Below are 18757 nucleotides of genomic sequence, written 5' to 3'. Positions count from 1 at the left end.
CCGGCCTGGCGCCCGCGCGGGGTTGCCCTGCCGCCCCTCCCGGCGCTGACCTGCACAAGCGTCGCAAGATCGGTGCGAAGTGTCGGATATCCGGCGTGGGATCATTGGGCCATAGAAATATTACGCTGAGTATGAATACTGGCGGAGGTGGAGCAAGCTGTCATTGCGGCCCTCCTCGTGGTGGGCCTGATCATCGGCGCCGGTGTCGGCGCGTCCTACGCGCGTGCGAAACGCGGCTGGACCGACTACCAGACCATCCGGACCAGCGTCCCCGGCGCCCGGCGCAACGCCTGGCTCGCGATCCGGGGCGTCGTCGTCAAGCTCGCGGTGATCGCCCTGCTGCTCGTCGGCGCGGCCGCGTACGCGGCGTCCGGCGGCGGCGAGGAACGGGCCGGTCCCACGCCGAGCGCCACCCCCACCCCGAGTCACCGCGCCGGGCGCTAGCCTCGGGGAGTGGACGACGGACTGCGGGTCACCGATCGGCTCACGGTGCCCGCCGCCGAGCTGCGGGAACGGTTCTCCCGCTCGTCCGGGCCCGGCGGGCAGGGAGTCAACACCACCGACTCCCGGGTGGAGCTGAGCTTCGACCTGGGCGGCTCGCCGAGCGTGCCGGAGACGCTGCGGGAACGGGCGCTGGCCCGGCTCGCCGGCCGCCTGGTCGGTGGCGTGCTGACGGTCACCGCCAGCGAGCACCGCGCCCAGCTGGCCAACCGGGAGGCGGCCCGCGAGCGGATGGCCGCGCTGCTGCGCGAGGCCGTCGCCCCGCCGCCGAAGACGCGCCGGCCGACCCGCCCCTCCCGTGGCGCCAAGGAGCGTCGCCTGGCCGAGAAGAAGCGTCAGTCGCAGCGCAAACGCGACCGCCGGGTGGACGGCGACTGACCGAAAACCTGTTGAGCCGCCGAGCGCGCCGCCCGGAGAATTCCGCCACGTGATCGACTTCTCCGTCAAGCCCACGCTCACCGGCGAGCGGGTGGTGCTGCGCCCGTTCCACGACGACGACCTGCCGGCGCTCGCCGAGATCCTGGCCGACCCGGAGGTGGCCCGGCTGACCGGCAGCCCGGCCGGCGAGGCGTTCGAGCCGTCCCGCCTGCGGGCCTGGTACGGCACCCGCAACAGCCAGGACGACCGGCTCGACCTCGCGGTGGTGGACCGGGCGAGCGGCACCTGCGTCGGCGAGGTGGTCCTCAACGAGTGGGACCGGGCCAACGCGAGCTGCAACTTCCGCACGCTGATCGGCCCCGGCGGCCGCGACCGCGGCCTCGGCACCGAGGCGGTCCGGCTGATCGTCGGGTACGGCTTCGAGCAACTCGGCCTGCACCGCATCGGCCTGGAGGTGTTCGCGTTCAACCCGCGTGCCCGGCGCGCCTACGAGAAGGTGGGCTTCGTCGCCGAGGGGACGCTGCGGCAGGTGCTGCGCGACGGCGACGACTGGGTGGACGCCACTGTCATGTCGATCCTCGCCCCGGAGTGGAACCGGCATCGGGGGCACCCGGAGGGTTGAGTCGGAGGCGTCGAAGCGCTTCAATGCGTACGGGAGCTTCAGGGCCGTCACCGACCACCACGTCACAGTGACAGGAGTCCCTTCCGCATGTCCCGTAACCCCCTGCGCGCCGCGCTGACCGCGCTCGCCGCGCTGCTACCGGTCCTCGCCCTCGGCCTCGCCCTCACCGCCACCACACCCCCGGCCGCCGCGGCGGCCACCCCGGTCCGCGTCATGCCGCTCGGCGACTCCATCACCGGGTCGCCCGGCTGCTGGCGGGCGCTGCTCTGGAACCGCCTCCAGTCCACCGGCCACACCGACGTCGACTTCGTCGGCACGCTCGGGCCGCAGGGCTGCGGTGTGCCGTACGACGGCGACAACGAGGGGCACGGCGGCTACCTCGCGACGAACGTGGCCAACCAGAACCTGCTGCCCGGCTGGCTGTCCGCCACCCGCCCGGACGTCGTGCTCATGCACTTCGGCACCAACGACGTGTGGAGCAACATCGCGCCCGCCACGATCCTGGCCGCGTACTCGAAGCTGGTGGACCAGATGCGGGCCGCCAACCCGGCCATGACCGTGCTGGTCGCGAAGATCATCCCGATGAACCCGGCGAGCTGTCCCGAGTGCGGCCAGCGGACGGTGGCGCTCAACTCGCTGATCGACGGCTGGGCGGCCGGGAAGACCACAGCCGCGTCGCCGATCGTGGTGGTCGACCAGTGGACCGGGTTCAGCACCGCCACCGACACGTACGACGGCGTGCACCCGAACGCCGCAGGCGACCAGAAGATGTCCGACAGGTGGTACCCGGCGCTGGTCGCCGCGCTGGGCCGCACCACGCCCGGCCCGACCACGTCCCCGACCGTCAGCCCCACGCCGTCGCCCACCGTCAGCCCGACGCCCACGACCAGCCCGTCGCCCACGGCCAGCCCGACGCCCACGGCCGGCGGCTGCACCGCCACCTGGCGGGTCGCCGGTCAGTGGCCGGGCGGCTTCCAGGGGGAGGTGACGGTCCGCAACGGCGGCGCCGCGCCGATCGCCGGCTGGACCGTGCGCTTCCCGCTCTCCGCCGGCCAGCGGATCAGCCAGGCGTGGAGCGCGGACGTGACACAGAGCGGAACCACAGTGACCGCCCGGAACGCGAGCTGGAACGGCGCCCTGGCCCCTGCCGCCCAGACCACGTTCGGTTTCCTGGCCGACGGTGCCGTCCCGAGCCCGGCACCGGCAGTGACCTGCGCCGCGAACTGATCCCCGCGCCGGCCGGCCCCGCGCTCAGCGGTGGTCGGCCGGCGCGGCCCGGTCCAGCGCGGCCAGCAGCCGGGCGCGCAACCCGGCGGCCCGCTCGGCGAACCCGCGCTGGGCGGTGGCGTACTCGGCCCGGCCCTCCGGCGTCTCCACCCGCACCGGCGGGTAGCCCAGGTCGGCCAGGTCGTACGGGCTGGCCCGCATGTCCAGCGCCCGGATCTCCCGGGCCAGCGCGAAGCAGTCCGCCACCAGCTCGGACGGCACCAGCGGCGACAGCTTGTACGCCCACTTGTAGAGATCCATGTTGGCGTGCAGGCAGCCCGGCTGCTCCAGCGCGTGCTGACCCTCCCGGGTCGGCTGGAGCACGTTCAGCGGCCGGGCCGGAGCGGTGAAGAACCGGAACGCGTCGAAGTGGCTGCACCGCACGCCGCGCTCCTCGACCACAGCCGCCGTCGCCGCCGGGCTCAGCCGCAGCGGCCAGGCGTTGTGCCGTACCTGCTCCTGGGTCTGCCGGTAGACCATCGCCCACTCGTGCATGCCGAAGCACCCGAACTGCGCGGGGCGTCCGGCGGTGGCGGCGAGCAGCGTACGGATCCAGGTGATCGACTCGGCGCGCCGCTCGCGTACCCGATCGGTGTCGAGGGTGAGCCCGGCGGCGCCCGCCGTGTAGTCCGGGCCGAAACCGGCCGGGTCGGCGTCGCGCAGCACCACGCCCGCGCCCGGGTGCCAGCGGCGCAACTGCGCCGGGCGGTGCGAGTAGTAGGTGAACAGGAAGTCCTCCACCGGGTGCTTCACCCCGGTGCGGCGGCGTTCCAGGTGCGGCGTCAGCCAGGCGTCCACCCGCGCCTCGTGGGCGTGCCGGCGCGCCTGCCAGTCGGCCAGGTCGAGCGCGGGGGCGAGGGCGGCGGTCACACACCCCAGGGTACGACCGCCGCCCGTGCCCGGATCACGCCACGTCCACCCGCACGCCCGCCGAGAAGACGCCGCTGCGCAGCTCCAGCCGTTTCGGCGGCTCGTCGCCGCGCATGGTGAACACCAGCGGCAGCAGCACCCGCCGCCCGGCGGCCACCGGCTGGGAGAAGACGTCCCGGCCGAGGTTCGCCACCCGGGTCGCGTCCTCGTCGGCTGCCACCCAGTTGCCGCTGGGCAGGTACGCCCGCTGCAACTGCCCGTGCCAGGTCTGGTCCTCGGTCGTGAGGTTGCGCACCCCGACCGTGGCCAGGCACGGCCGGCCGCCGCCGGGCGCCGGTGGCAGGACGTCGGCGCCGCAGCTCAGCCGGTAGACGGTGAACTCGAACGCGGTCTCGCGCAGCGGCTGGCCCAGCGCGCCGGTGACGCTGCTGCCCACCCACGCGCCGCTCGTCGGCTGCTTCGTGGTGTCCATCGCGGCCACCCGCTGCGTGGCCGACCAGGCCGCCGCGCCCACCACACCGGCCAGCACGGCCGCCGCCACGCCGACCACGAGCCAGACCGGCGGCCTTCGGCGGCGGCTCGCGGGCGACGGCACGGCCGTACGCGGGTAGACCGTGCCGCGCTCGGCCGGCCCACCGGTCGCGCCTGGGACCGGCCCGCCTTGGCCCGGTCCGCCTTGGCCCGGTCCGCCTTGGCCCGGTCCGCCTTGGCCCGGTCCGCCTTGTACCGGCGTGCCGTGGCCCGGTCCGCCCTGGCCCGGTCCGGCTCCGCCGGGCATACCGCTTCCGGGGGCGCCGGTGTGCATGGTGCCGCCCGCGGGCGTACCGGTGGGCGTCGCGCCGCCTCCGGGGGCGCCCGTCCCGCCGCGGGCCATGCCGCCGGGTGCGGCGCTTCCCGCCGCGGTGCGCCGGCGGCGGCGCCACACCGCCCACCACACGACACCGGCGGTGACCACCAGCAGCGCCGTGAACGCGGCGAGCAGCACCGGCGGCCGTCGCCAGGCCGGGGCGGCGGTGACCTGCGCCGCCGGGGCCGTCGCGGCGCCCACCCAGGTCGCCGTGGCGCAGTCGAACGGGCGCGTGCCGTCCGAGCCGTAGACGCAGGTGGGTGCCGTCACCGAGCGGCCCGGACCGGGGACCGACAGCGCGGTGTGCAGCGTGGTGGTGCTCTTCGCAGGCAGCCGCAGCCGCCAGGTCACCTCACCGGCGCTCATCCCGGCCGGACGGCTGGTCCGCCCACCGCCGGTCACCGTGGTGGCCCGCGACCCGTTCGGCAGCTCCTGCCGGACCATGGTGTCGACGGGTGCCGTGCCGGCGTTGCGGACCTCGATCCGGTAACCCGGCGCCGGGGTGCCCGCCGCGCCCACCGCCACGCTGACCGGGGGCATCGACGGGCGGACCGGTGCCGGTCCGGTGGTCGGCACCGCCGGGGGCACCGCCGGCACGCCGGTCGGGATCGGGGTGGCCGCGGCACCGGGGATGACAGCCGGTGGTGGGGCCGGATGGGCGGGGGCGGCGGCCGCGCGGGGCGTCGCCGGGGACAGCGCCGGTACGGCGGCGATGACGCCGAGGCAGTTCACGAACACTGCCAGGGCCCTGTGGTGTCGTCTCGATGCAGGCATACCAACGAACCTCCGGACCCGAAGCTATGGTCCGGGGCCCGCCGGGCGGGTACGAAGCCGCCATTCCCGCCCTGTCCGGCGCGATCGCGCGTACCCTGTCCGGCTCCTGGCGGTCCGGTGCCGCTGCCGGCCCGCGAGGGTGGGGCGCTCGGCGGCCGGGGCGTGCCGCCTGCCGGTGTCCGCCGGGCGGCCCGCGGGCGGGGATAGATTGGCCGGGTGCGTATCGCTCGTTTCGCTCATGCCAAGGGAATGTCGTTCGGGGTCGTCGAGGGCGAGCCGGAGGCCGGGCCGCAGGGCCTGACCATCGCCGAGATCGAGGGCCACCCGTTCGGGCAGATCCAGTTCTCCGGCGCCCGCTGGGCGCTCTCCGACGTCCGGCTGCTGTCGCCGATCCTGCCCAGCAAGGTGGTGTGTGTCGGCCGTAACTACGCCGAGCACGCCGCCGAGCACGGCAGCGAGGTGCCGAAGGAGCCGCTGCTCTTCCTCAAGCCGTCCACCTCGGTGATCGGCCCGCGCGACGCCATCCGGCTGCCGATCTTCTCCAAGCAGGTCGAGCACGAGGCGGAACTCGCCGTGGTGATCGGCGCCCCGGGCGCCCGCCGGGCCGACCGGGCCGCCGCCGAGCGGGCCATCTTCGGCTACACCTGCGCCAACGACGTCACCGCGCGGGACCTCCAGCGCTCCGACGGGCAGTGGACCCGCGCCAAGGGCTTCGACTCGTTCTGCCCGATCGGGCCGTGGATCACCACCGGGCTCGACGTCAGCGACCTGGAGATCCGGTGTGAGGTGGGCCGCAACCCGGAGGAGATGGAGGTGCGCCAGCTCGGCCGGACCAAGGACATGGTCTTCGACGTGCCGGGCCTGGTGTCGTACATCTCGCACGTGATGACGCTGCTGCCCGGCGACGTGGTGCTGACCGGCACGCCGGCGGGGGTTAGTCCGCTCACCGAGGGGGATACGGTCACCGTGCGGATCCAGGGGATCGGGGAGCTGAGCAACCCGGTGGTCCCCGTCGCCTGATTCGCTCCGATGCCTCGTTTCCGCTGGTCAGGTGGGTTTCGAGGGGTTGGATTTGGCCTGTCGGCACCGGGAGGGTAAAGTTCATTCCCGGCGCCGCAAGGGGCCAATGGGGTATGGGGTAATTGGCAGCCCGACTGATTCTGGTTCAGTTAGTCTAGGTTCGAGTCCTGGTACCCCAGCGCAACCGAGGGTTCGCGAGAACCCTCGGACGCTGGATTCCGGCAGCTCACGCTGGCGGAGTGCAATGAAGGTTCTGGCCCCGTCGTCTAGCGGCCCAGGACGCCGCCCTCTCAAGGCGGTAGCGCCGGTTCGAATCCGGTCGGGGCTACAGCACCGACAGCCCGTCCCGTTTCCGGGGCGGGCTTTCTGCTGTCCGGCCCACGCGTGCAGGGGGTGACCCCCGGCGGTGGTGCCGGACGGGATGCCGCTAGACTACAGCCACACCGCCCGGCAGGGTGGTGAAGCAGGAAAAGTGCCTGGCCCCGTCGTCTAGCGGCCCAGGACGCCGCCCTCTCAAGGCGGTAGCGCCGGTTCGAATCCGGTCGGGGCTACATCCACGAACGGCCCGTCTCGCAACGCGAGGCGGGCCGTTCCGCATCCCCGCCCACCCTTCCCTGCCCCCCACCCCCCCCGGCCCTGCCGCGTTGATCATGAAGTTAACGGCAGTCAGGGAGATCAAAAATGCCGCCAACTTCATGATCAACGCGAGGAGGGCTGGGGGCGAGAGGGTGAGGGGGGTGGGAGGGTGGAGGGCGGGGGGTCAGAGGCCGGAGAGGCGCTGGCCGGCTCGGACGACGGCCATGGCGTGGCGTTCGCCGGGGCGGCGGCCGAGGCGCTCGATCGGGCCGGAGATGCTGATCGCGGCGATCACCCGCCCGGTGCGGTCCCGGATCGGCGCCGAGACGCTCGCCACACCCGCCTCCCGCTCGGCGACGCTCTGCGCCCAGCCGCGTCGCCGCACCTCGGCCAGCGTGCGGCCGGTGAACTTGGAGCGGGGGAGCAGCGGCATGACCGCCTCCGGTGGCTCCCAGGCGAGCAGGATCTGCGCCGCCGAGCCGGCGGTCATCGGCAGCACCGAGCCGACCGGCACGGTGTCCCGCAGGCCGCTGGCGCGCTCGGCGGCGGCCACACAGATCCGCTCGTCGGCGCGGCGCAGGTAGAGCTGGGCGCTTTCACCGGTGGCGTCCCGTAGCGCGGCGAGCAGCGGCTCGGCGGCGGTCAGGAGCACGTCCGGGGCCGCGTTGGCCAGCTCGCCCAGGCGTGGACCCGGGCGCCAGCGCCCCTGGGTGTCCCGGACGAGCATCCGGTGGATCTCCAGCGCCTGTGCCAGCCGGTGCGCGGTGGCCCGGGGCAGCTTGGTGCGTTCAACGAGTTCGGCCAGGCTGGCGCCGTCGACACAGGCGGCCAGGATGACCACCGCCTTGTCGAGAACGCCGACACCGCTCATACTGTGTCCCACAAGCCGAAATTTACCTCCCAGAATTTAGGATGTCCAGATGGTGGGAGTCACTCAACCGAGGACCCTGGCCGAGAAGGTCTGGGACGCACACGTGGTCCGCTCCGCCGCCGGCGAGCCGGACCTGCTCTTCATCGACCTGCACCTGCTGCACGAGGTGACCAGCCCGCAAGCGTTCGACGGGCTGCGTCTGGCCGGGCGCGGGGTCCGCCGTACCGACCTGACGATCGCGACCGAGGACCACAACACCCCGACCGGGTACGACGACCCGGCGTTCCGTTCCCGGCGCGGCGACCTGCTCACGATCGCGGACCCCACCTCCCGCACCCAGATCGAGACGCTGCGCCGCAACTGCGCCGAGTTCGGTGTCCGCCTGCACCCGCTGGGCGACGAGAACCAGGGCATCGTGCACGTCATCGGCCCGCAGCTCGGCCTCACCCAGCCCGGCATGACGATCGTGTGCGGCGACTCGCACACCGCCACCCACGGCGCGTTCGGGGCGCTGGCGTTCGGCATCGGCACCAGTGAGGTCGAACACGTGCTGGCCACGCAGACGCTGCCGCAGGCCCGCCCGAAGACCATGGCCGTGAACGTCGTCGGCGAGCTGGCGCCCGGCGTCACCGCCAAGGACCTGGTGCTCGCGCTCATCGCGCAGGTCGGCACCGGCGGCGGGCGCGGTCACATCGTCGAGTACCGGGGCGAGGCGATCCGCGACCTCTCGATGGAGGGCCGGATGACGATCGCGAACATGTCCATCGAGTGGGGCGCCAAGGCCGGCATGATCGCGCCGGACGAGACCACGTTCGCGTACCTGAAGGGGCGGCCGAACGCGCCCCAGGGCGACGACTGGGACGCGGCGCTGGAGTACTGGCGGACGCTGCCCACCGACGAGGGCGCGACCTTCGACACCGAGGTCACGCTCGACGCGAGCCGGATCACGCCGTTCGTCACCTGGGGCACCAACCCCGGGCAGGGCGTGCCGCTGGGCGCGACCGTGCCGGACCCGGAGGACTTCGTCACCGAGCCGGAGCGGGTCGCCGCCCGCCGCGCGCTGGAGTACATGGACCTCACCCCGGGCACCCCGATGCGCGACCTCGCAGTGGACGTGGTGTTCGTCGGCTCCTGCACCAACGGCCGCCTGGAGGACCTGCGGGCCGCCGCCGAGGTGCTGCGCGGGCATCGGGTCGCCGACGGCGTACGCATGCTCGTGGTCCCCGGCTCCGCCGCGGTCCGCGAGGCGGCCGAGATCGAAGGGCTGGACAAGGTCTTCACCGACGCCGGCGCCGAGTGGCGCTTCGCCGGCTGCTCCATGTGCCTGGGCATGAACCCGGACACGCTGAAGCCGGGCGAGCGCTCCGCCTCGACCTCCAACCGCAACTTCGAGGGCCGCCAGGGCCGGGGCGGGCGTACCCACCTGGTGTCCCCGCCGGTCGCCGCCGCCACCGCCGTGGTCGGCCGGCTGGCCGCCCCCGCCGACCTGTAGAAGGGCAGCCGACATGGACAAGTTCACCACCCACACCGGCACGGCCGTGCCGCTGCGCCGATCCAACGTGGACACTGACCAGATCATCCCCGCCGTGTACCTCAAGCGGGTGACCCGGACCGGATTCGCCGACGGTCTGTTCAACGCGTGGCGGGAGGACCCGTCATTCGTCCTCAACGATCCCGCCCATTCGGGTGCGTCGATTCTGATCGCCGGCCCCGAGTTCGGCACCGGATCCTCCCGGGAGCACGCCGTCTGGGCGCTGCGGGACTGGGGCTTCCGGGCCGTCATCTCGCCTCGCTTCGGCGACATCTTCCGCGGCAACGCGCTCAAGGAAGGTCTCCTTCCGGTCGAGCTGGAATTGAAAGCCGTGGAAGAACTGTGGGATCTCGTGGAATCCGAGCCGACCACGCCGATCACTGTCGACCTCGCCGCCCGTCAGGTCCACGCCGGTGACGCCACCTGGGCGTTCCCGCTGGACGACCACAGCCGTTGGCGGCTGATGGAGGGCTTGGACGACATTGGACTCACCCTCCGGCACGAGGCCGAGATCAGCGCGTACGAGGCCGCCCGGCCGGCGTTCCTGCCCTCGATCGCCTGATCTCCAGCGCTATTCGCCCCCACCGGTGCATCCGGTGGGGGCGAATCCGTTGCGACACAAGGGCTTTTTTCCACCGAATGTTTGTGTCCAGGCAGCACAGGGCATACCGTGCGCGCAGAATGGCTCGCGTCGAGTCAGTTGCACAATCGGGAGGAAGTCGTGAACAAGGCCGAGCTCATCGAGGCGCTCGCCGTTCGCCTGGGGGACCGGAAGACGGCGACGGCCGCGCTCGACGCGGTTCTCGCTGAGGTCCAGGCGGCGGTCACCAAGGGCGAGAAGGTGGCGATCACCGGTTTCGGAGCGTTCGAGAAGCGCGTCCGGGGAGCCCGAACAGCGCGCAATCCGCGGACCGGCGAGGCGGTGAAGGTCAAGAAGACCTCCGTCCCGACGTTCCGGGCGGGCGCGGGCTTCAAGGAGATGGTGGCCAGCGGCAAGGTGCCCAAGGACACCGCCGCCGCGAAGAAGACCACCGGTGCCGCCAAGGCCACCGGAGGCCGGACCACCGCCGCCGCCAAGAAGACCACGGCGGCGAAGGCCACCAAGGCCACCAAGACCACCGCGACCAAGAAGGCCGCGCCGGCGAAGAAGGCCGCCGCGACCAAGACCACGGCGGCGAAGAAGACGACCGCGGCGAAGTCCACCGCGGCGAAGAAGACCACCACCGCCAAGAAGACGACCGCGGCGAAGTCCACCGCGGCGAAGAAGACCACGGCGGCGAAGAAGGCGCCCGCGAAGAAGGCGCCGGCCAAGAAGGCCGCCACCCGGCGCTGACCGGACGGCCCACGAAAGGGCGTCCACCGTTCGCGGTGGGCGCCCTTTCGCATGGGTACGCGTTGACCGCCCGCCGTCGCGCCCCGCAGAATCGCCGTGCCGAAAACCCCCGTCGGTCCCGAGAAGAGGCGCCCGTGCGGCACCGTCACCTCTCCACCCTCACGCTCGCCCTCGGTTTCGCGGTCCTGCTGGACGTGCTCCGGGTCTGGCTCCCGTCGGTCATCACCCTGTTCGGCCGGGCCGCCGAGACGCCCGCCGAGTTGCTCGGCGCGTTCGCGCTTGGCTGGTTCCTGCTCGCGCTCGCCGCGCCCACGCTCGTACGCCGCGTCGGCGCCGCCCCGGTCGGACTCGCCGCGGCGGGTGTGCTGGCGGTGGCCCGGCTGGCGCTCACCGCGCAACCCGGCGGCCCGGCCCAGCTCTGGCTGGCCTGCGCCGGACTGTTCGCCGGCCTGGTCTGGCTCGCCGCCGTCGCCGCGTCCGTGCCCCGCCCGGTCGCCGGGCTGGCGCTCGGCCTGGCCGGGAACGCGGTCGGGCACGCCCTGCTCGGCACCGAGGATCTGGTGTGGCGCGGCGGCGTGCTCGCCTGGAGCCTGAGCGCCCTGCTGGTGCTGGCGTTCCTGGCCGCCTCGGCGGCGGTACGGCGGGAGCGGGCCGCCGCTCCGGTACGCGGCGACGCGGCGCGGACGGCCGCCCCGGCGGCGGATGCGGCGGACGGCCACGCCGGGCGGCGCGTGCCTACCCCGGGCCGCCGAGCCTGGTTGCTGTGCGGGCCGGCGCTGCTGCTGGCCGGTCAGGTGGCGCTCGCCCCGGCACTCTGGAGCGCCGCCGCCGGCACCGGATCGCCCGACTTCCCCGGCCTCGTCCGCCCCGGAAACGGTGCCCTGCCGGGTGCGCTCGCGGTGCTGCTGTTCCTCGCGGCGGCGTTGTTCCGGGCACCGGCGCGCGTGGCGCGGGTGCTGTGGCCGCTCGCGCTGCTCGCCGGGTCGGTGCTGTTCGTGATCGGGCTGCTCGTCCCGGCGTACCTGCTCACCGCCGCCGGTCTCGGCGGCTGCCTGGCCCTCACCGACACGACCGACGACGGGCCCGCGGTTGCCGACGGCCGAGGCGCCGCAGAACCCCGGGCCGCCGCCACGGATGAACGAGGCGCCGACGGCGGGCGGGCGGGGGCGCGGCGCGGGCGGGCGGCGGTGCTCGGCATGCTGGTGTTCGCGGTGGCTACGGTGGCCTACTACGCCGCCTACGACCTGGGGTACCCCAACGGCTGGGCTCCGGTCGCCACGGCCGTCCTGGTGGCTCTGGTGGCGGCTACGGCACCTCTCCGCCCCGGGCCGACGCCGTCCGGTGCGGCATCAGCCGGCCCGGCGCTGCCCGCAACGGTCCGGGTCGCGGCCCTGGCCGGGCTCACCGCGCTGGCCGGGCTCGCCGCCGCGCTGCACGTGCCGCCCGCGCAGGCCCGGGCCACCACGACACCGGCGGCGGTACGCGTGGCCGCGTACAACATCCGGATGGGATTCGGCCTGGACGGGCGGCTGGACGTGGACGCGGTGGCCCGGGAGCTGCGCGGCGCGGACGTGGTGCTGCTCAGCGAGGTCGACCGGGGCTGGTGGCTCAACGGCGGCCACGACACGCTGGCGTTGGTGGCCGGGCGGCTGGGGATGCCGTACGTCTTCGCGCCCGCCGCCGACCCGGTCTGGGGCGACGCGGTGCTGAGCCGTTTCCCGATGCGTTCCGGGCAGACCCGGCGGCTGACCGCACACGGCGCGCCGACCGGGGCGCAGGCCCTCGGCGTCACGCTCGACCTCGGCGGCCGGGAACTGGCGGTGGTGGCCACGCACCTGCAACCGCCGCCCGGCCGGGATCCGGTCGAGCAGGCGGGCGAGGTGGCCGCGTTCGCCGGCCGGTACGCGAACGGCCGTCCACTGGTGCTCGGTGGCGACCTGAACACCGAGCCGGACGACCCGGCGTTCGCCGAGTTCACCCGCTCCGGGCTGGTGGACGCGCTGGCCGCGGCCCGGCCGCTGCGGACCAGCCCGGCCGACGATCCGCGCACCCAGATCGACCACGTCTTCGTGTCGCCGGGCCTGACCGCCACCGAGGTACGCGCGCCGCGCACCGAGGCCAGCGACCACCTCCCGGTGACGCTCACCGTCACGCTGCCCTGAGCCGCCGCACAACCGGTACCCGCCGCGCGGCCGCGGCCCGCCTCACAACCGGTCGGGAAGGACCAGCCGGTCACCGGCGAACGGCAGCAGCCAGCCGCCGCCCTTGTCGGTGGTGAAGTCCTCGTCCACCCGGCCGGTGAGCCGTTCCAGCGCGCCCGGGATCACCTTGCCCTGGCTGCACACCACCACCGTCCCGGCGGCCTGCGCCAGCGCGGTCAGCCGGGCCGCGGCGGCGAGCGCGCACTCCTCGACCTGCTGGCCCGGCGCCGGTTCGTCGAAGTCGCCGCAGACCTCGATCGGCAGGTCCAGCCGGGCCGCCGCCGGGTCCAGCGTCTGCACGCAGCGCCGGGCCGAGGCGGAGAACAGGCGGGCCGGGCGGACCAGCGCGACGAGCGGGACCAGCGCCCGTGCCTGCGCCCACCCCTGTTCGTCGAGTGGGCGGCCGTGGTCCGGGCCGGTCCAGGTGCCGCGCTTGCCGGCGTGCGCGTGCCGGACCAGCAGCACCGTGGCGGTGACCGGCGGCAGCGCCGCGAACGCGGCGATCACCTCGGCGTCGTGCGGGTAGCTGACCCGGCGTACCGCGTCGTCGACCGGGAACCAGGCCACGTCGTCGACCTCGGTGCCGGGCTGGAAACCGCCGGTGCCGGCCGCCCGCATGGACCAGTAGTCGACCGCCTTGGCGAGACCCTCGCTGCGGTAGCGGACGGTGGGCAGGCGTACCTGCGGCACGGCGCGTACGTCGGACTCCTCGGCCACCTCGCGGACGGCCGCCACGAGCGGGTGCTCGCCGCGGTCCAGCTTGCCCTTCGGCAGCGACCAGTCGCCGTACCGGGGGCGGTGCACGAGGCAGACCTCGACGCCGGCCGGACCCGGGCGCCACACCACGCCGCCCGCGGCCCGGATCCGTACCGGTTCGTCGTCGCTCACCCGCTCACCGTATGCCCGCCCGGCACGCGCCACGGCCCGGTCAGTCCGCCCGGCCGCCGACCCGGCGCAGCAACAGATCCTGGAGGTGGGTCAGCCGCACGTCGCCGTCCCCGGTACGCCGGTGCCAGGTGCCGTCCGCGGCCAGCTCGAACGCGTCCACGTCGGGATCGAACGCGGCGGTGAGGACGTGGTCCAGTTCGGCCCGGGCCACCGGATCGCTCACCTGCACCAGCGCCTCGACCCGGCGGTCCAGGTTGCGGTGCATCAGGTCGGCCGAGCCCATCCAGAACTCGGCGTCGCCGTTGTTGCCGAACCGGAAGATCCGGGAGTGTTCCAGGAACCGGCCGAGGATCGAGCGGACCCGGATGTTCTCCGACAGCCCCGGCACGCCCGGCCGCAGCGTGCACATGCCCCGGATCAGCAGGTCCACGTGCACGCCGGCCCGCGACGCCCGGTAGAGCGCGTCGGTGATCTCCTCGTCCACCAGGGAGTTCACCTTGAACTGCACGAGCCCCGGCATGCCCAGCCGGACGTGCTCGATCTCCCGGTCGATGCGTTCGATCAGGCCGCTGCGGATGCCCTGCGGCGCCACCAGCAGCCGCCGGAACGCGGTCTGCCGGCTGTAGCCGGTGAGCACGTTGAACAGGTCGGTCAGGTCCGCGCCGATCTCCGGGTCGGCGGTGAGCATGCCGAAGTCCTCGTAGAGCCGGGCGGTCTTCGGGTGGTAGTTGCCGGTGCCGATGTGGCAGTAGCGCCGGATCTGGTTGCCCTCCTGGCGTACCACCAGCGCGGTCTTGCAGTGCGTCTTGAGCCCCACCAGGCCGTAGACCACATGGCAGCCGGCCCGTTCCAGCGTGCGCGCCCAGCCGATGTTCGCCACCTCGTCGAAGCGCGCCTTCAGCTCGACCAGCACCACCACCTGCTTGCCGGCGGCGGCCGCGTCGACCAGCGCGTCCACGATCGGGGAGTCGCCGCTGGTGCGGTAGAGCGTCTGCTTGATGGCGAGCACGTTCGGGTCGGCCGCGGCCTGCTCGACGAAGCGCTGCACGCTCGTCGCGAACGAGTGGTACGGGTGGTGCACCAGCACGTCGCCGTCGCGCAGCGTGGCGAAGACGCTGCGCGGCACCTCGCCCTCGGCCAGCCGCGGATGGGTGGCCGGCACGAACGACGGGTCCTTCAGGTCGGGCCGGTCGGCCTCGCCGTACACCTGCCACAGCGCGGACAGGTCGAGCAGGCCGCGGACCCGCAGCACGTCGTGGCCGTCCATGTCCAGCTCGCGGACCAGCAGCTCCAGCATGTGGTCGGAGATGGACGCGGCGACCTCCAGGCGTACCGGCGGGCCGAACCGGCGCCGGGCCAGCTCCCGTTCCAGCGCCTGGAGCAGGTCCTCGTCGCGGTCCTCGTCCACCTCCACCTCGGCGTTGCGGGTCACCCGGAACAGGTGGCACTCGACCACCTGCATGCCGGAGAACAGCTGGCCGAGGTGCACCGAGATGAGGTCCTCGACCGGCAGGAACCGCACGCCCTGCTGGTCGCGGTGCACCCGGACGAACCGGGGCACGTTGTTCGGCACCTTGACCCGGGCGAACAGCTCCGAGCCGCCGTCCGGGTCGCGCACCGACACGGCCAGGTTCAGCGACCGGCCCGAGATGTACGGGAACGGGTGCGCCGGGTCGACCGCCAGCGGGGTGAGCACCGGGAAGATGTGCTCCCGGAACCAGGTGCGCAGCCGCTCCCGCTCGGCGTCGTCCAGGTCGCTCCAGCGCAGGATGCGGATGTCCTCGGCGGCGAGCTTCGGCAGCACGTCGTCGACCAGGCAGGTGGCGTGCCGGGCGACCAGGCCGGCGGCCTTCTCGGTGATCAGGTCGAGCTGGGTGCGCAGCGGCAGCCGGTCGCCGCCGCGTACCGGCAGGCCGGCGGAGAGCCGCCGCTTCAACCCGGCGACCCGGACCATGTAGAACTCGTCCAGGTTGCTGGCGAAGATGGCCAGGAACTTCGCCCGTTCCAGCAGCGGGGTGCGCGGATCCTCGGCGAGCGCCAGCACCCGGGCGTTGAAGTCGAGCCACGACAGCTCCCGGTTGAGGAAGCGGTCCTCCGGCAGCGGCGGCGCGGTCGGCGGACCGGCGTCCGCGGCGGTCTCGCCGGCCGGGCCGGGGCCCTCCACCGGGTCGAGCGGCTCGTCCAGGCCGGTCGCGCCGGCCGCGTCCGGGTCGGCGCCGAGGCGCTCCTCCGGGGGCCGGGTCTGGCGGAACCGCCCGTCCGGGCCGCGGGTGGGGCGGCCGTTGCGGGGCGTGCCGGGGTCGAGGATCGGCGGCGGGCCGTCGGGGTGCTCGCGAGGGGTGCTCACCACCTCATGATTCCCCGATAAGGGTGAACGGAAAATGAACTCGGGCCAGGTTGTTCACGCCATCGTCGGCAAGGTCACCCGGACCACCTCGCCGTCGGCGTCCCGCTCGATCCGGACACGCTGCCCCAATCGGAGCAGCCGTAACCCGGAGGCGTCGAACGCGCGGGCCGGGAACGCCAGCTCGGTGCCGTCGTCGAGCAGCAGCACGCCGCTGCGGGTCGACGCGTCGTAGGTGGCCACCGTCCCCTGCATGCCAGCACCGTACCGGACCGCTCCGGCGACCCGGGCCAGCAGCACGGCGGTGCGCGGGCCCACGCCCAGCCCGGCGGCGTCGGCCAGGTCCGCCGGGGTGTCCACGTCCCGGCGCAGGCTGGGCCACTCCCCGGCGAGCGGCAGCGCCCCGCTCGCCGCGTGGGCCGCGGCCGAGCCGGGCCCGAACTGCGGCGCTAGCGGCGCACCGGCCGGCGCGGCGAGCAGCACTGTGCCTCCGCCCGGGGCATCAGCCACGAACCCGCGTACCCCCTGGGTGGCCCGCAGCGCGGCGGCCAGGTCGGCCGGTCGCAGCGCGGGCAGGTCGGCGGTCAGGCCGGCCACGGCGGAGCGCGACCCGGCGACCGCCGCGCCGTGCCGGAACGCCGCGTTCAGGCCGCCGCCGGGGTCGGCGGCGACGCGGGCGCCCGCCGCGCCGGCCGCCGCGGCCACCCGCGGGTCGTCGGTGACCACGAGCACCCCGGCCACCGCCGGGCACGCCTGCACCGCGCGCAGCGTGTCGGCCGCCAGGGCCAGTGCCAGCTCCTCATGGGGTACGCCGGGCAGCGCGCCCCGCAGACGGCTCTTCGCCGCCCCCAGGCGCTTCACCGGCATCACCACGGTCCAGCGGGCCTCAGACACGCCGACCATCCTGCCAGCGGGAGCGCCGGTACCCGCACTGGCCGCAGCGGGGGCGAACAGGCATGATTCTGTGCCGGGGCGCGTGGGCGGATCGAGGAGGCACTGTGGCACGGCGGAGGCTGGGGTTCTGGCGAAGACTCGCCGTGGTGCTGGTGAAGCCGCTGATGACGGTCTGGACCCGGCGCACCTGGCGGGGCATGGAGCACCTGCGCCGCGACGGCGGCGTCATCCTCGTGCCGAACCACATCTCGCACGCCGACCCGCTCGTGGTCGCGCACTACATCTACGACGCCGGGCGCTGGCCGCGCTTCCTCGGCAAGGCCAGCGTGTTCCGGGTACCGGTGGTCGGCTGGATCCTGCACCGCTGCCAGCAGATCCCGGTCGAGCGGGGCACCGTCGAGGCGGTCAAGTCGCTCGACAAGCTCGTCGCCGCGCTGGCCGAGGGCGGCGCCGTGGTGATCTACCCGGAGGGCACCACCACCCGGGAGCCGGACCTGTGGCCGATGAAGGGCAAGACCGGCGCGGCCCGTCTGGCGCTCGCCACCGGCGCCCCGGTGGTCCCGATCGCCATGGTCGGCCCGGAGCGGATGTTCGACCCGCGTACGGCCCGGTTCGGGCTGCGCCCGCGTACCCCGGTGACGGTGATCGCCGGGCCGCCGGTGGACCTGAGCCGCTGGGCCGGCGCCACGCCGACCCGGCCGATCCTGGAGGAGATGACGGACACCATCATGCTGCGCATCCGGGATCTGGTCGCGGAGATCCGCGGCGGCACACCACCGCCGCTCTGGCAGCGGCCCGCCCGCACCGGCACCCGGGAGGTCACCGAATGAGCGGGCATGTCGCCGTGCTGGGCGCCGGTTCCTGGGGGACCGCGTTCGCCAAGATCCTCGCCGACGCCGGGCGGGACGTGACGGTCCTGGCCCGCCGGGCCGCCGTGGCCGAGGCGATCCGGACCGGGCGGCACAACCCGGAGTACCTGCCGGGGATCCGCCTGCCCGAGCGGGTGACCGCCACCGGCGACGCCGCCGAGGCGATCGAGGGGGCCGAGGTGGTGGTGCTCTCGGTGCCCTCGCAGACGCTGCGCGGCAACCTCGCCGACTGGACGCCGTACCTGGCGCCGGACGCCACGCTCGTGTCGCTGATGAAGGGCATCGAGCTGGGCACCACCAAGCGGATGAGCCAGGTGATCACCGAGACCGCCGGGGTGCCCGCCGACCGGGTGGTGGTCGTCTCCGGGCCCAACCTGGCCCCGGAGATCGCCGCCGAGCAGCCGGCCGCCACTGTGGTCGCCGGCACCGACAGCCGCCGGACCGCGCTGGTGCAGGCGTCCATCCGGACGCCGTACTTCCGCCCGTACACGAACGACGACGTGATCGGCTGCGAGCTGGGCGGCGCGGTGAAGAACGTGATCGCGCTGGCGTACGGCATCGCCACCGCGATGGGCTTCGGCGACAACACCCGGGCCATGCTGATGACCCGCGGCCTGGCCGAGACCGCCCGGCTGGGCGTGGCGCTCGGCGCCGACCCGATCACGTTCGCCGGGCTGGCCGGCATGGGTGACCTGGTCGCCTCCTGCTCGTCGCCGATGGCCCGCAACCGCACCTTCGGCGAGCACCTGGGCCGGGGGGAGACGCTGGAGCAGGCCCAGGCGGCCACCCGGCAGACCGCCGAGGGCGTCAAGAGCTGCCTGGCCATCCGCGACCTGGCCCGGGCGCACGGCGTCGAGATGCCGATCACCGAGCAGATCGAGCGGATCTGCCACGAGGGGATGGATCCGCGCCTGGCGGTGGACGCGCTGATGAGCCGTACCGCCAAGCCCGAGTCGTACGAGTGAGCGGAGC

17 protein-coding genes, 3 tRNA genes and 1 pseudogene are annotated in these 18757 nt (G+C 74.1%); 14 read left to right on the top strand and 7 right to left on the bottom strand.

Going from position 1 to position 18757, the window contains the following annotated elements; translation table 11 throughout:
- Window positions 1-147: 147 nt before the first annotated feature.
- The 4 genes from BFV98_RS12770 to BFV98_RS12755 all read left to right on the top strand — a co-directional run bounded on the left by BFV98_RS12770 (window position 148) and on the right by BFV98_RS12755 (window position 2728).
- On the top strand, window positions 148-444 hold the full coding sequence (locus BFV98_RS12770) for a hypothetical protein (RefSeq protein WP_013284522.1): 297 nt from the start codon (window positions 148-150) through the stop codon (window positions 442-444).
- A 9-nt stretch (window positions 445-453) separates the two neighbouring features.
- Window positions 454-879: an alternative ribosome rescue aminoacyl-tRNA hydrolase ArfB gene (gene arfB, locus BFV98_RS12765; protein ID WP_013284523.1), complete on the top strand. Its 426-nt coding sequence runs from the start codon at window positions 454-456 to the stop codon at window positions 877-879.
- Window positions 880-928: 49 nt separating this feature from the next.
- Window positions 929-1501, top strand: a complete 573-nt coding sequence (locus BFV98_RS12760) for a GNAT family N-acetyltransferase (RefSeq protein WP_013284524.1) — start codon at window positions 929-931, stop codon at window positions 1499-1501.
- Window positions 1502-1588: 87 nt separating this feature from the next.
- Complete coding sequence (locus tag BFV98_RS12755; protein ID WP_071096412.1) at window positions 1589-2728, top strand: cellulose binding domain-containing protein; 1140 nt, start codon at window positions 1589-1591, stop codon at window positions 2726-2728.
- Window positions 2729-2752: 24 nt separating this feature from the next.
- Here the strand turns inward: BFV98_RS12755 and BFV98_RS12750 are convergent, their stop codons facing one another.
- Both BFV98_RS12750 and BFV98_RS12745 read right to left on the bottom strand, forming a co-directional pair.
- Complete coding sequence (locus tag BFV98_RS12750; RefSeq protein WP_071096410.1) at window positions 2753-3637, bottom strand: 3-methyladenine DNA glycosylase; 885 nt, start codon at window positions 3635-3637, stop codon at window positions 2753-2755.
- Between the two features lie 34 nt (window positions 3638-3671).
- Window positions 3672-5258, bottom strand: coding sequence for a hypothetical protein (locus tag BFV98_RS12745; protein WP_071096408.1), 1587 nt, complete (start codon window positions 5256-5258; stop codon window positions 3672-3674).
- A 216-nt stretch (window positions 5259-5474) separates the two neighbouring features.
- Between BFV98_RS12745 and BFV98_RS12740 the strand changes: the two genes are divergently transcribed.
- The 4 genes from BFV98_RS12740 to BFV98_RS12725 all read left to right on the top strand — a co-directional run bounded on the left by BFV98_RS12740 (window position 5475) and on the right by BFV98_RS12725 (window position 6829).
- Entirely contained in the window at window positions 5475-6278 is an 804-nt protein-coding gene (locus BFV98_RS12740) for a fumarylacetoacetate hydrolase family protein (protein WP_013284528.1), read from the top strand.
- A gap of 107 nt (window positions 6279-6385) precedes the next feature.
- Window positions 6386-6457: transfer RNA gene (locus BFV98_RS12735), tRNA-Gln, on the top strand.
- 76 nt (window positions 6458-6533) lie between these two features.
- Window positions 6534-6606, top strand: a tRNA-Glu gene (locus BFV98_RS12730).
- 150 nt (window positions 6607-6756) lie between these two features.
- Window positions 6757-6829, top strand: a tRNA-Glu gene (locus BFV98_RS12725).
- A 209-nt stretch (window positions 6830-7038) separates the two neighbouring features.
- Here the strand turns inward: BFV98_RS12725 and BFV98_RS12720 are convergent.
- Window positions 7039-7725 carry an IclR family transcriptional regulator gene (locus BFV98_RS12720; RefSeq protein ID WP_013284529.1) on the bottom strand — a complete coding sequence of 229 codons (687 nt, stop codon included), beginning with the start codon at window positions 7723-7725 and terminating at the stop codon, window positions 7039-7041.
- Between the two features lie 49 nt (window positions 7726-7774).
- Here BFV98_RS12720 and leuC point away from each other — a divergent pair, with 49 nt between their 5' ends.
- The 4 genes from leuC to BFV98_RS12700 all read left to right on the top strand — a co-directional run bounded on the left by leuC (window position 7775) and on the right by BFV98_RS12700 (window position 12751).
- On the top strand, window positions 7775-9217 hold the full coding sequence (gene leuC / locus BFV98_RS12715; RefSeq protein WP_013284530.1) for a 3-isopropylmalate dehydratase large subunit: 1443 nt from the start codon (window positions 7775-7777) through the stop codon (window positions 9215-9217).
- A 13-nt stretch (window positions 9218-9230) separates the two neighbouring features.
- The gene (leuD, locus tag BFV98_RS12710; RefSeq protein WP_013284531.1) at window positions 9231-9818 is read left to right on the top strand and encodes a 3-isopropylmalate dehydratase small subunit; all 588 of its coding nucleotides are present in this window, start codon (window positions 9231-9233) and stop codon (window positions 9816-9818) included.
- A gap of 159 nt (window positions 9819-9977) precedes the next feature.
- The gene (locus BFV98_RS12705) at window positions 9978-10589 is read left to right on the top strand and encodes an HU family DNA-binding protein (RefSeq protein WP_013284532.1); all 612 of its coding nucleotides are present in this window, start codon (window positions 9978-9980) and stop codon (window positions 10587-10589) included.
- A gap of 134 nt (window positions 10590-10723) precedes the next feature.
- On the top strand, window positions 10724-12751 hold the full coding sequence (locus BFV98_RS12700) for an endonuclease/exonuclease/phosphatase family protein (protein ID WP_071096406.1): 2028 nt from the start codon (window positions 10724-10726) through the stop codon (window positions 12749-12751).
- Window positions 12752-12793: 42 nt separating this feature from the next.
- On the opposite strand, the gene BFV98_RS12695 is transcribed toward BFV98_RS12700, so the two are convergent.
- From BFV98_RS12695 to cofC, 4 genes and pseudogenes are all read right to left on the bottom strand, one after another.
- Window positions 12794-13711: an NUDIX hydrolase gene (locus BFV98_RS12695; RefSeq protein ID WP_071096404.1), complete on the bottom strand. Its 918-nt coding sequence runs from the start codon at window positions 13709-13711 to the stop codon at window positions 12794-12796.
- A 7-nt stretch (window positions 13712-13718) separates the two neighbouring features.
- On the bottom strand, window positions 13719-16025 hold the full coding sequence (locus BFV98_RS12690) for an RNA degradosome polyphosphate kinase (protein ID WP_030270023.1): 2307 nt from the start codon (window positions 16023-16025) through the stop codon (window positions 13719-13721).
- Window positions 16026-16079: 54 nt separating this feature from the next.
- Window positions 16080-16277 (bottom strand): cold-shock protein, encoded by a 198-nt coding sequence (locus tag BFV98_RS32660; RefSeq protein ID WP_043330566.1) that lies wholly within the window; start codon window positions 16275-16277, stop codon window positions 16080-16082.
- 24 nt (window positions 16278-16301) lie between these two features.
- A pseudogene (gene cofC / locus BFV98_RS32655) lies at window positions 16302-16925 on the bottom strand (2-phospho-L-lactate guanylyltransferase); the annotation flags it as partial.
- A 95-nt stretch (window positions 16926-17020) separates the two neighbouring features.
- On the opposite strand from cofC, the gene BFV98_RS12680 reads away from it, so the two are divergent.
- Window positions 17021-17746, top strand: a complete 726-nt coding sequence (locus tag BFV98_RS12680; protein WP_013284537.1) for a 1-acyl-sn-glycerol-3-phosphate acyltransferase — start codon at window positions 17021-17023, stop codon at window positions 17744-17746.
- The gene (locus tag BFV98_RS12675) at window positions 17743-18750 is read left to right on the top strand and encodes an NAD(P)H-dependent glycerol-3-phosphate dehydrogenase (RefSeq protein WP_013284538.1); all 1008 of its coding nucleotides are present in this window, start codon (window positions 17743-17745) and stop codon (window positions 18748-18750) included. Before BFV98_RS12680 ends, BFV98_RS12675 begins: the two co-directional genes overlap by 4 nt.
- Window positions 18751-18757: the final 7 nt, after the last annotated feature.

Source organism: Micromonospora sp. WMMB235 (assembly GCF_001855515.1).
Lineage (GTDB): Bacteria > Actinomycetota > Actinomycetes > Mycobacteriales > Micromonosporaceae > Micromonospora > Micromonospora aurantiaca.
The sequence above is the reverse complement of the archived record's forward strand: the minus strand, read 5'-3'. Positions and strand labels throughout refer to the sequence as shown.